Origin of the sequence: Halanaerobacter jeridensis (assembly GCF_016908315.1) — a bacterium.
In the GTDB taxonomy this organism is placed as follows: domain Bacteria; phylum Bacillota; class Halanaerobiia; order Halobacteroidales; family Halobacteroidaceae; genus Halanaerobacter; species Halanaerobacter jeridensis.
This window is the reverse complement of the sequence record NZ_JAFBDQ010000015.1, coordinates 64,032-76,569: the sequence shown is the minus strand read 5'-3', so window position 1 is coordinate 76,569 and position 12,538 is coordinate 64,032. Positions and strand designations below refer to the sequence as shown.

The window sequence follows — 12,538 nt, the reverse complement described above, 5'->3', positions numbered from 1 at the left end:
TTTTAAAGAATCTTCTCGGCTTAAATACAGTTTCTTTAGCTCAATTAGATAAAGAAGTAATTCTAGTAGCGAAAGATTTAGCCCCATCTGATACAACGCAAATCGATAAAGAACTAGTGCAGGGGTTTGCTACAACAGTAGGCAGTAGAACATCCCATACTGCTATTATGGCTCGTTCGATGGAGATTCCAGCAGTTGTTGGAGCTAATGGTATTTTAGATGATGTTGAAACTGGCGATCAAATTATAGTTGACGGTCTAGACGGCACTGTAATTGTCAATCCAACAGAAGAAGAGTTAAATAAATATGAAGAAAAGGCAGAAGAATATGCCGAACGCAAGAAAAGACTAGCAGAGCTAAAAGAAGTCCCTGCAGAAACTACTGACGGACATCAGGTAGAATTAGTAGCGAATATTGGCACCCCAGCCGATATACCTGGCGCCCAAGATAATGGAGCCGAAGGCATTGGCTTATACCGCAGTGAGTTCTTGTATATGGATCGTGATTCTTTACCGAGTGAAGAAGAGCAGTTTGAGGCTTACAAAGAAGTAGCAGAAAAGATAGACGGATCAATTGTAATTAGAACTATGGATATCGGCGGAGATAAGGAGTTACCTTATTTAGATATGCCAGAAGAGATGAATCCCTTCTTAGGCTATCGGGCAATTCGGATGTGTTTGGACAAGCCAGAGATCTTCAAAGTACAATTGCGAGCTATCTTGAGAGCAAGTGCTTACGGTGAAGTCAAGATTATGTATCCTATGATTTCTGCTGTTGAACAGTTAAGAGAAGCAAATCAGATTTTAGAAGAAGTAAAAGAAGAACTACGCGAAGAAAACATTGAATTTGATGAAGACCTAGAAGTAGGAATGATGATTGAAGTTCCTGCCGCAGCTATGGTAGCAGATATCTTAGCGAAAGAAGCAGACTTCTTTAGTATTGGAACTAATGATTTAATTCAATATACTACTGCTACAGATAGAATGAATGAGCAGATTGCAGATTTATATCAGCCATTCCATCCAGCACTATTAAGACTAATCAAACGAGTAGTAGATGCAGCGCATGCTGAAGGAAAATGGGCCGGTATGTGTGGTGAAATGGCAGGTGATAAGAGATTAGCACCATTCTTATTAGGAGTAGGATTAGATGAATTTAGTATGAGTGCTGTTTCGATTCCTGAAGTTAAAGACCAGATTAGGAATATGAGCTTAGCAGAAGCAGAAGAGATAGCTGAAAAAGCATTGAACTGTGAAACAGCTCAAGAAGTACGCAAAGTTTTAAGTGATTGATTTAGCTGAGAGTACTATATTAAGATTAGGGAGGGGGGATAAATTGTTAGCTAAGTTAAAAGAACTTTCGCTACAAGCTAAATTCAAATTGGGCTTAACACTCATTCAAGTAATGAGTTTAATTGTTGTTTTGTTGTTAACTAGTTTTTTAGTTCCGCAAACAAGTAAAGGACTCTTAATTTCGGTTGGTAGTATTCTATTTGTAGTTCTGGCTGTAGTTGATTTAGTAATGATCAAAGTACTAGATAAATTAATCTTTAATCCCCTCGCAGAGATTTTAACGGTTACTAATAAGATTGCAGCAGGTGATTTAAGTACTGAGATTGAAGTGGAGTGTGATGATGAATTTGGTACTTTAGCACAGAATATAAATACAATGTTAGCTGGCTTTCAGGGGATGATTACTAGTGTAACTCAAACTGGAGATAGATCCGAAACGGTAAGTAATGAACTAAATAATTCTAGTCAAAGAACAGCCAGTGCTTTAGAAGAGGTATCTGCTTCGATTCAGAGTCTATTAAAGACAGTTGAACATGTAGATCAAAACTCGCAGGCAATGGCGCAAAATGCAGAAGAGGTAAAGGATTTAGCTCAAGATGGCTTAGAGCAGATGAATGATACTCAAACTAAGATGAATCAAATTCTTGATACTTCTGAAGATTCAATTGAGATAATTTATGAACTGCAGTCTGCTTCTGAAGAGATAGATGATATTGTAAATGTTATTTCTGATATAGCAGAACAGACAAACTTATTAGCTTTAAATGCTTCCATTGAAGCAGCAAGGGCAGGAGAAGCCGGTCATGGTTTTGCCGTTGTAGCCGAAGAGATTAAAGACTTATCAGAAAAGACGCAAAGTTCGATTGATAATATTAAAAATATCATTCAAAAGTTGACTTCTAGAACAGATAAAGCAGTCGAAACTATTAAGGAAAATAATAATCAAATTGATGTGGGAGTAGATGCAGCAAATAAGACTGAAGATTATTTCCAACAGATAGTGTCTAGAATTGAAGAGGTCAATGAAGAAGTACAGCAAGTAGCTAAGCACAGTCAAGAACTATTGGCAGGTAGCCAAGAGATATCAGATGCTACAGAAGAACAGAATGATGCTATGGATAAGATAACTAATTCTAGTCAGAAGTTAAATAGTATGGCAGAACAGTTGAATGTGTTAGTTAGTCAATTTGAAGTATAGTAGATAAATTAAAAATTGAATATATAAAAGATAACATAAGCAAGTTCCTAATTTTTTCTCTCCCCCTTTAAGAGAATTAATGGAACTTGCTTATGTTTTTAAGCTGTAGTTTTGGATTAAAAGCAGGAGTTTGCGGCAAACTAGTTTAATAAAATAAATGGAGTGTTTATTTTAAGTTGTTGTAGCTTAAGGGGGGAGAAGAATGGCAGATTATGACCAGCAGATATCAGAAAATATTAAAGAACTAGATAAAAAACATCAACAGTTAGCTGATTTAGCAGAAGCTTTAGTATTGATAAGTCAAAATTCTGAAAGAAACTATGGGATTTCAACGGGCTTTAAACCACAGCGTGGTATTTATTATATTGAAAAAGGGAGAATTAAACCTTTAGCAGATATTTATCCAGAGGCTGAATCGTGTTCTTTAGATAAAATTAAGGGCTTTCAATTAATTACTAGTGAAGAAAATAACGAAGCTGAGAAATTAAAGATAACTTATTATAATAATAAAACAATCATCCTCAAATAGACAAAAAATTAACAAAATCAAAATGATTCGATAATTTGATTGAAAGATAAGGAAATTAATTATATAATTAGACTTGTGTTTATTATAATGTTAAATCTTATTTTTTAAGCATATACTATTCATAAAGGAGGTGAAGAAGTGGGAGAATTATTTGGTACTGATGGTGTTAGAGGAGAAGCAAATACTGTTCTTTCGCCTGAATTAGCATTTAAAGTAGGTAAAGCTGGAGCTCATTTTTTGGCCCAAGGGCAAAGTAATAAAAAAGTTCTAATTGGGAAAGATACTAGAGTTTCTGGTGATATGTTAGAAGCAGCTTTAACGGCAGGAATTACTTCTTTAGGAATTGATGTAGTGGAAGTAGGAGTTGTACCTACGCCGGCTGTTGCTTATCTAACTCGTGAAGAAGATGTTGCTGCAGGAATTATGATTTCTGCATCTCATAATCCAGTCCAAGATAATGGGATTAAATTCTTCAATGGAGATGGAATTAAATTAACTGACCAAGAAGAGGAAGAAATTGAGGATATTATCTTTAATACTTGGGAACAATTACCTACGATAAGTGGTGCTGAGGTAGGGAAGAAAAAAGAATTTAATGGTGCTTTAGATAAGTATGTTAATTATTTAAAGACTACTGTTAATCATGATTTTAGTGGTTTGAAGGTAGTAGTAGATGCAGCCAATGGTGCAGCTTATGATGCAGCTCCGCGTGTTTTAGCAGAATTAGGAGCTGAGGTAGTAGCCTTAAATGATCAACTAGAAGGACAGAAGATTAATGTTGACTGCGGTTCAACTGCTCCTGAGAAATTACAGGAAGTAGTTGTGGAAGAAAATGCAGATTTAGGTATTGCCCATGATGGTGATGCTGACCGTGTGATAGCAGTTGATGAGACTGGAGAGTTAGTTGATGGAGACTATATTTTATCTATTTGTGGTCGGTATTTAATTAATCATAATCAATTACCACAAGATACTATTGTAGTTACTAAGTATAGTAACTTAGGCCTTCATCAAGCCATGAAAGAAGCAGGTGGCAAGGTTGAAGTTACTAAAAATGGTGACCGTTATGTTTTAGCTGCCATGAGAGAAAATGGTTATAGTCTTGGTGGTGAAAAATCTGGTCATATTATCTTTTTAGATTACAATACGACTGGAGATGGAATTTTAACTGCTCTACATTTATTGGAGATTATGAAAGATACTGGGCAGAAGATATCTCAGTTGAAAGATCAAATGAGAGAATTACCACAGTTATTAGTTAATGTGGAAGTAGACGATAAAGTTTGGGAAGATAATCAAGCAATTAATGATGCAATTAAAGAAGTAGAAGAGGTACTTGCTGATAATGGTAGAATTTTTGTCAGAGCCTCAGGTACTGAACCTGTAATCAGAATTATGGTTGAAGGTGAAGATAAAGCTGAATTAGAGAAATTAGCTAATAGTGTGGCAGAAGTGGTTGAAGAACAGTTGACAAAGTAGAATTAATAATTATAGCGCCCGGACTTACATTGTAAGTTGACGAGGTAAGGGGAGAATCGATCCTTCGGCGGATGCCCCTTAGGCTGTGGCTATCAGCCTTAAACTAAGTTCTTAAAACTCTCAGGAAACTGGGGGGACAATAGAATTTAGGATAGTTAGTTTGTAACTTGATAATAATAAATAATAGGAGGAAATCATATATGTGTGGAATTGTTGGTTATATAGGAGAACAAGATGCCACTTCTATCTTAGTAGAAGGGCTTAATAAGTTAGAATATAGAGGTTATGATTCAGCTGGAGTTGCTTTGTATGATCAAGGTGAAATAAATGTGGTTAAGAAAGTAGGGAAATTAGATGAGTTAGAAGATTTAGTAGAAGAAGAGCAGCCGCAGGGCCAAGTAGGTATTGGTCATACGCGCTGGGCAACGCATGGTAAACCATCAACACCTAACTCGCATCCGCATCAAAGTAATAATCAAGAGTTTGTAGTAGTCCATAATGGGATTATTGAAAATTATGCCGAAATTAAAAAAGAGTTAAAAGAAAAAGGTTATAATTTTGCTTCTGAAACTGATACAGAGGTAATTCCTAATTTAATTGAAGAATATTATGAAGATGACCTAGAAACTACAGTTAGAAAAATAGTTGATAGATTAGATGGTTCCTATGCTTTAGCAGTAATGTCTAAAGCTGAACCTGATAAATTAGTTGCTGTCAGACAAGATAGCCCATTAATTGTAGGATTAGGTGACGGAGAGAACTTTATTGGTTCTGATATTCCAGCTATCTTAAAGCATACGGATGAAGTTTATATTTTAGATGATGGTGAAATGGCAGTAATCACTGCTGATGCTGTAGAGTTATCTACGACTGATGGTGAAGCAGTTGAAAAGGATATTTTTGAAGTTGATTGGGACCCTGGCATGGCTGAAAAGTCTGGCTATGATCACTTTATGTTAAAAGAGATTCATGAGCAGCCAGAAACTGTACGCCGCTGTATTACAGGTCGTTTAAATGAAGCAGATGTGCACTTGGATGATGTGAGCTTAACTGCTGAGCAATTAGAGCAGTATAACAAAGTTTATGTTGTAGCTTGTGGAACTGCTTATAATGCTGGATTAGTTGGGAAATATGCTATTGAGAATTTGGCCCGAGTACCAGTTGAAGTTGATGTTGCTTCTGAATTTAGATATCGAGATCCAATTGTAGATGAAAATACATTAGTAGTTGTAGTCAGTCAATCGGGAGAAACTGCTGATACTTTAGCTGCAGTTAGAGAAGCACAGGATAAAGGCGCTAGAGTAATTGGTATCTGTAATGTTGTAGGAAGTAGTATTCCTCGTGAAGCAGATGATGTGATTTATATTCATGCTGGACCAGAGATTGCAGTAGCTTCGACTAAAGCTTATATTGGGATGATTACTGTTTTTTATATGTTAGCTATTTATTTTGCGCGTAAGAAAGACTTATTAGCTGATGAAGAGAGTAAACAGTTAATTAAAGATATGAAAGCTCTGCCCGATCAAATTGCAGGAATTATTGACAATAGTGAAGAAAAGATTAAAGATTTAGCAGCAGAATATGCTCAGAATGAAAATGCATTCTTTATTGGACGTAGTGTTGATAATGCTGTAGTGCAAGAAGGCGCATTGAAGTTGAAAGAGATTTCTTATATTCATGCTGAATCTTATCCGGCCGGAGAATTAAAGCACGGGACTTTGGCCTTAGTAGAAGAAGGAGTTCCTGTGATTGCCCTAGCTACTCAGCCTTCAGTGAAGGAAAAGACTTTGAGCAATGTTAAAGAGGTTAAAGCTCGTGGAGGAGTAGTGACTGGAGTAGTCTTTGGTGGCGAAGAAGAATTAGAAGATTTAGATTATAGATTTGAAATTCCAGAAACAAGTGAAGTATTAACAAGTATTTTATCAGTGGTACCATTACAGTTATTAGCTTATTATGTAGCTGTTGAAAGAGGTTGTGATGTTGATCAACCTCGTAACTTAGCTAAAAGTGTAACAGTAGAATAATGTCATTTTCTAACCTGGGGGGAAACCTCCAGGTTTTTTATTTTTTGAATTATTCCTAGATTATATCTAAATTGTGAAATTAAATTTAGAATTCATGAAATATTTTTAGTTATAAATAGAGGGTTTGATAAGAAAATTGTCGAATTATAATATTAATACATGTTTATAAGGGGGGATTGGTGATGCAAGAAAATATTGATGAAAATATGAATGTAGCAGAAAAATTAGATGATGAAGTTAAATTTGGTTTAGGATTAAAGTTTGGTTTTGTCGCTTTAATAGCTATATTAGTATCGGCTCCACTAGGTCAACTATTGACATCTTTTTTAAGTAATTTTATTAATTTGGGTGATAATGTAGTTTATTTTCGCAATATTGTTGATGTCATAATACTTATAATTGTCTTACAAATTTTATTAAACAAATTAATCGTTTCCAAAGTGAAAAAATTAATTAAAGTCATGGATAGGATAGAACAGGGCCAACTTGATTTGAGTGAATTGGACGTGAAAGCTAAAGATGAAATGGGAGTTTTAACTAGAAAAACTAATAGCATGGTGAATCAATTGCAAGAAGATGTTAAGGTGATGATGACAGAGGTTAAAGATTCAGTCAGTGACCTATCAGCTTATAGTGAAGAGTTATCTGCTTCAGCAGAAGAAGGAAATGCAACTATAGAAAATACTAACCAATTGATTGAGAATATTTCGGGAAATATTCAACAGATATCGGCTAGTTCGCAAGAAGTAAATAGTTTTGCTCAAGAATCTGCTTCACAGACTGAGGCAGGGGGAGAAAAAATTGATACTACCTTAGCTACTATGAATCAAATTAGTAACTCGGTTAATAAGGCCGTAGAAGTTATTAAAGGATTAGAAAGTAATTCCCAGGAAATTGGGAAGATAGTAGATTTAATTACTGATATTGCTGAGCAGACTAATTTATTGGCTTTGAATGCAGCAATTGAGGCAGCACGAGCGGGAGAAGCGGGCCAAGGTTTTGCCGTAGTCGCAGATGAAATCAGAGATTTGGCAGAACAGACTAATCAAGCGACTGCTGATATTTCGGGATTGATCACTAATACTCAATCGCAGGCGGATAAAGGCTTAGAAGTAGTGGAGAAAGTAGAAAGTGAAGTTGATGCCGGACAAAATGTGGTTAAAGAAGCCGGAGAGATGTTTTATAGCTTAAAAGAAAATAATACGCAAACTGCTCAACAGATAAAACAGACGGCTGAGGCGGCGCAGAAGTTGGCCCATGACAGTGATGAAGTTAATCGATCGGCTCATGATATTGAGAGTGTATCTAATGATATTGCTACTTCTTCACAAGAATTAGCAGAAATGGCCCAAGATTTGAGAGCAGTAGTAGATAAATTTGAAGTTTAATGTAGTAAAGAATATAATATTTATAGTATTTAATCCTGAGACTATCTCAGGATTTTTCTTTTGAAAGGAGATAAAAATGAAAGATTTAAAACAAGGTGTAGATTTTTCACATAATTTAATAAAAGAACATATAAATAAAGGGGCCAAAGTTATAGATGCTACAGTAGGTAATGGTCATGATACTCAATTTTTAGCTGAAGTAGTAGGTGCAAAAGGATTTGTCTGGGGCTTTGATGTACAAGAAAGTGCTTTAGAAGCAGCTAAGAATAGATTGCAAGAGAATGAATTATCAGAACGAGTAAAGTTAATTCATGCTGGGCATGAAAAAATGCAGGACTATATCAGTGAAAATGTAGATGGGATTTTATTTAATTTGGGTTATCTGCCGGGGAGTAATAAGGAAATTATCACTACAGTAGATACTACTTTGCAGGCTGTAAAATCAGGATTAGAGCTACTTGCTGTAGGAGGATTAATGATAGTGGTGGTCTATTTAGGTCATGAAGGCGGGAAAAAAGAACAGCAGGCTTTATTAGACTATGCTAAAAAACTTGATGAAAAAAAGTATAATGTGCTGCATTATCGCTTTATTAATCAATCAAGTCAGCCGCCGCAGGTGTTAGCGATAAAAAAGAGGAATTAAATCTATATAAAGTGTAACTTTCGGGATTAAGATAAAATGATTTCTTCGCTTATAAATCTAGTTTGATTCGTCTAAATTCGTATAATAAGCTGCAATTTAGTTTAATTAAATTAGAAATTAAACTTTCAAAATTACAGCTTATTATACTTCATTAAGACTCATTGAAAAACTAGATTTAAAGACGCTGCGAAACAATTTTATCTCAATCCAAGGCAGTCTTACTTTAAGTGTGGGAGCAGGGATATACCATTTTGAAGTTGCTTATTTTTTGATTGTGCCTCTTGCTTTTGATTTTATTTTTTTAACTACTAGCTCTTAGTTACTTACTTCTAGCTATAAAGTTTCACTTAAGCGATAAAAAAGTCCTCTATTTTGAAGGGAGGAAAAACAATTGCCGGATTTAATGAAACAAACTATGACTAATTTAAAAGGGATAGTGGGAGTACTATTACTAGCTTATAGTTTGATTTTGCTGGGATTATATGTTGGTCAAGAAAAATTAATTTTCTTTCCTCAATCGATTTCTAAACAGCGAATAACACAGATTAAGCACTATCAAAATGTGGAAGAAATCAATCTAACGACCCCAGATGGAGTAAAACTGCATGGTTGGCTGTTGGATGAAAGTGAGCAAAAAAAGTCGCCGTTAATTATTTATTTTGGCGGTAATGGTGAAGAAGTTTCTGAACTATTAAATCATAAAGATAAGTTTGCAGGTTGGTCGGTATTATTAATTAACTATAGAGGTTATGGTTTAAGTAAAGGACAGCCGAATGAAGATGAATTATATCAGGATGCTTTATATTTGTATGATGTTTTTTCTTCTAGAAGTGATATAGATGGAAATGAAGTTCTAGCCTGCGGGAGAAGTTTAGGTACTGGTGTAGCTACTTATTTAGCTGCTGAACGTGATATCCAAGGGGTTGTTTTGGTGTCTCCCTATGATAGTGTGAAAAAAGTGGCCCAAGAAAAACTACCATTAGTACCAGTTGATTTACTGCTGCAGCAAAAGTTTAATTCAGAAAGTAGGGCGGCTAAAATTAATGTGCCGCTATTATGTTTGGCAGCAGAAGAAGATAAAGTTATCCCGCTGCATCATTCCCAAGCCTTATTTGAACAGTGGGCGGGTCCGAAGAAAATGGAAATAATCAAAGCTGAAGGTCATAATACGCTTATGAATAATCAAGAAACTTGGCATAATATTAATAGGTTTTTAAATCAATTTTAAGTAGTGGAGGGTTAAGAAATGAGATATTATAAATATTCGCAGTATTTAAAAGATAAATATGGAGCCAAAACATATAAGTTACCGGTTAATTTAATTTTAACTTGCCCGAATCGAGATGGAGTTTTAGGCACAGGTGGTTGTGATTACTGCGGCGAAGAAGGAGCTAGCTTTGAAGAAGCATCTAATACTTCTGTTCAGGAACAACTATTAGAATTAAAAGATCCGATTGCTAATAAATATAATGCTGAACAGTTCATTGCTTATTTTCAGAATTTCACTAATACCTATTTACCATTAGATAAATTACTAGATAATATTGAGCAAGCTTTAGAAATTGAAGATATTGTAGAGGTAGCTTTAGCTACTAGACCGGATTGTATTAGCCGTGAGTATGCTTCTGCTATTGATGGTTTAGTCGCAGAGAAAGATCCAGAAACCAATATCAATTTGGAATTAGGGTTACAGAGTGTTAATTGTCACACTCTAAAGAACATTAATCGTGGTCATACTCTAGCAGAATTTATTGATACTGTCAATATTGCTCAGGAGTATGGCTTTGATGTAGGCGTACATTTGATATTAAATTTACCTGGTGATGATATTTTAGATGTAATTGAAAGTGCTAAAGTTGTCTCGGCTTTAGGGGTAGATAATGTTAAGCTGCATGCTTTATATATTAGAGAAGATACAGAATTAGGGCGGCAGTATCAAAATGGTGATTTAGAAATGATATCTTTAGAGGAATATATTGAGCGGGTAATTGTCTTTTTAGAACATTTAGATCCTGAAATAGGCGTGCAGAGATTATTAGGTAAAGCACCGCAAGAGGGTACATTATTTGTCAATTGGGGTTATAATTATAGTGAAGTTAATAATCTTATTCTGCAGGAGATGGAAGATAGAGATAGCCAGCAGGGGGATAAGTTTGATTATTTAGATGGTAAAGCACTAAGCAAATACCGACCATAGCCATTTATAAGGAATTAATAATTACATAAAGTTAGTAAAATCTAACATTAAATAAAAATTGTGAATTGTAAAAATAAAGATTGAATACTAGCATAATTTAGGTGCCCTTGCAGTCAGGCATCTTTTGTCATTTTTGACTAAGAAGTGTAAAAAAAGTGGGCTGTTTATTGCAAATATAAGTATATAAGCAATTAATTATATAAATTGTGTTTTCATCTTGACAAAGAGTACCATGGTGCATATAATTATATTAGAAATTAATTATATAGTTAATTAGTTATTAACAGCAAAAAAGTTCAAGAATATAATTAAGAGAGGTTGGATAATATGTCTTTATTACCTCAATTAAAAAGTGAATTATTCAAAGCATTGGGGCATCAGACGAGAATTAAAATTGTAGAAATGCTGACTGAAGGTGAATTATGTGTTTGTACTATTTATGAAGAGTTAGAACAGAGTCAGCCTAACATTTCTCAGCATTTAAGCAAATTAAAAAAAGCTAATATCGTACAGAGTCGTAAAGATGGATTGCAGGTTTTTTACAGTTTGAAAAATGAAAAGATCATTGACATTTTGGATATAACTAAAGAAATTTTATTAGAGCAGATTAATGAAACTAGAGAAGATATTTTAAAGGAGGATTAGAAAATGATTGAATCATTAGCAGATTTAGTGGTTTATAACTGGATGGGGCTTGATGCAGCAACTCGTCTAGGAGAATCAGTTCATTTCTTTGTTTATGATGTAACTAAAATATTAGTACTATTATCAATTATGATTTTCTTTATTTCATTAATTCGCAGTTTCTTTTCACCAGAAAAAACCAGCCAGGTATTAAGTCATAAGAACAAATATGTAGGTAATTTTGTAGCTTCAGTAATGGGCGTTGTTAGTCCATTTTGTTCTTGTTCGACAGTTCCTATTTTTATTGGTTTTGTAGAAGCTGGGGTACCTTTGGGAGTAACTTTTTCTTTCTTGATTACATCTCCGATTGTGAATGAAATAGCATTAGTAATGCTGTATTCATTATTTGGATGGAAGATAGGAACCCTATATTTAGTGAGTGGCATGGCAGTAGGAATTATTGGCGGCATAGTAATTGGAGCTTTAGGTTTAGAAGATGAAGTAGAAGAGTATGTTTATCAAGTAGAGTCTGATGGGCCAAGTGAAGAAGAAAAAATGACTTGGGAAGAAAGGATCAATTATGCTAAAGCAGAAGTAAAAGATATAGTGAGTCGTATTTGGAAGTATGTAATTATTGGGATTGGAATTGGGGCTATAATTCACGGTTATGCCCCGGCTGAACTATTGGCAAAATATGCGGGGCAAGGTAATCCGTGGGCAGTATTAATGGGCGTAGGATTTGGAATTCCACTTTATTCTAATGCTGCAGGAACGATTCCAATTGCTGAAGCATTATTAAACAAAGGTGTAGCTTTAGGAACAACATTGAGCTTTATGATGGCGACGGTTGCATTATCATTACCACAGATGGTTATCTTAAGAAAAGTAATTAAGCCGAAATTGATTGCTATCTTTATTGCAGTAGTAGGTTCAGCTATTGTTGGCGTTGGTTATATGTTTAATTTCGTAGATGTAGCTTTTAATATAGCGATGTAGAAAGTAGGCAATCAAAATCAAAGAGATGCATGTAGATTGCGCAGTTTATTTAAGTAGTAAGTAGAGAGAATAGGGCTACACGTAGAGTCTTTGTTTTTAAGACTCAGAAGAGAACAATTAATAATTGAGAATTTAGAATGTATAATTAAAAATTAAATTCAAAACCTA

General features: G+C 34.7%; 11 protein-coding genes. All 11 read left to right on the top strand.

Annotation, left to right across the window (positions count from 1 at the left end):
* Positions 1-1,292: phosphoenolpyruvate--protein phosphotransferase (ptsP, locus tag JOC47_RS12675; RefSeq protein WP_204702456.1), on the top strand; the 1,292-nt coding region annotated here is incomplete at its 5' end.
* Positions 1,293-1,335: 43 nt separating this feature from the next.
* Entirely contained in the window at positions 1,336-2,490 is a 1,155-nt protein-coding gene (locus JOC47_RS12670; RefSeq protein WP_204702455.1) for a methyl-accepting chemotaxis protein, read from the top strand.
* A gap of 202 nt (positions 2,491-2,692) precedes the next feature.
* Complete coding sequence (locus JOC47_RS12665; protein WP_204702454.1) at positions 2,693-3,019, top strand: hypothetical protein; 327 nt, start codon at positions 2,693-2,695, stop codon at positions 3,017-3,019.
* A 138-nt stretch (positions 3,020-3,157) separates the two neighbouring features.
* A complete protein-coding gene (gene glmM, locus JOC47_RS12660; RefSeq protein ID WP_204702453.1) occupies positions 3,158-4,498 on the top strand; it encodes a phosphoglucosamine mutase in 1,341 nt (446 codons plus the stop codon).
* A 200-nt stretch (positions 4,499-4,698) separates the two neighbouring features.
* Entirely contained in the window at positions 4,699-6,522 is a 1,824-nt protein-coding gene (gene glmS / locus JOC47_RS12655) for a glutamine--fructose-6-phosphate transaminase (isomerizing) (RefSeq protein ID WP_204702452.1), read from the top strand.
* 182 nt (positions 6,523-6,704) lie between these two features.
* A complete protein-coding gene (locus JOC47_RS12650) occupies positions 6,705-7,910 on the top strand; it encodes a methyl-accepting chemotaxis protein (RefSeq protein WP_204702451.1) in 1,206 nt (401 codons plus the stop codon).
* 76 nt (positions 7,911-7,986) lie between these two features.
* Positions 7,987-8,553: a tRNA 5-(aminomethyl)-2-thiouridylate-methyltransferase MnmM gene (gene mnmM / locus JOC47_RS12645; RefSeq protein ID WP_204702450.1), complete on the top strand. Its 567-nt coding sequence runs from the start codon at positions 7,987-7,989 to the stop codon at positions 8,551-8,553.
* Positions 8,554-8,944: 391 nt separating this feature from the next.
* The gene (locus JOC47_RS12640; protein WP_204702449.1) at positions 8,945-9,781 is read left to right on the top strand and encodes an alpha/beta hydrolase; all 837 of its coding nucleotides are present in this window, start codon (positions 8,945-8,947) and stop codon (positions 9,779-9,781) included.
* An 18-nt stretch (positions 9,782-9,799) separates the two neighbouring features.
* Positions 9,800-10,750, top strand: coding sequence for a tRNA modification radical SAM protein MnmL/YtqA (mnmL, locus tag JOC47_RS12635; protein ID WP_204702448.1), 951 nt, complete (start codon positions 9,800-9,802; stop codon positions 10,748-10,750).
* A 327-nt stretch (positions 10,751-11,077) separates the two neighbouring features.
* Positions 11,078-11,395 (top strand): ArsR/SmtB family transcription factor, encoded by a 318-nt coding sequence (locus tag JOC47_RS12630; protein WP_204702447.1) that lies wholly within the window; start codon positions 11,078-11,080, stop codon positions 11,393-11,395.
* 3 nt (positions 11,396-11,398) lie between these two features.
* Positions 11,399-12,370, top strand: coding sequence for a permease (locus JOC47_RS12625; RefSeq protein ID WP_204702446.1), 972 nt, complete (start codon positions 11,399-11,401; stop codon positions 12,368-12,370).
* Positions 12,371-12,538 lie beyond the last annotated feature (168 nt).

Coding starts and splice junctions, on each gene's coding strand:
- JOC47_RS12665 (WP_204702454.1), top strand. CDS start 2,693: ATGGCAGATTATGACCAGCAGATATCAGAAAATATTAAAGAACTAGAT.
- glmS (WP_204702452.1), top strand. CDS start 4,699: ATGTGTGGAATTGTTGGTTATATAGGAGAACAAGATGCCACTTCTATC.
- JOC47_RS12650 (WP_204702451.1), top strand. CDS start 6,705: ATGCAAGAAAATATTGATGAAAATATGAATGTAGCAGAAAAATTAGAT.
- mnmM (WP_204702450.1), top strand. CDS start 7,987: ATGAAAGATTTAAAACAAGGTGTAGATTTTTCACATAATTTAATAAAA.
- mnmL (WP_204702448.1), top strand. CDS start 9,800: ATGAGATATTATAAATATTCGCAGTATTTAAAAGATAAATATGGAGCC.
- JOC47_RS12630 (WP_204702447.1), top strand. CDS start 11,078: ATGTCTTTATTACCTCAATTAAAAAGTGAATTATTCAAAGCATTGGGG.
- JOC47_RS12625 (WP_204702446.1), top strand. CDS start 11,399: ATGATTGAATCATTAGCAGATTTAGTGGTTTATAACTGGATGGGGCTT.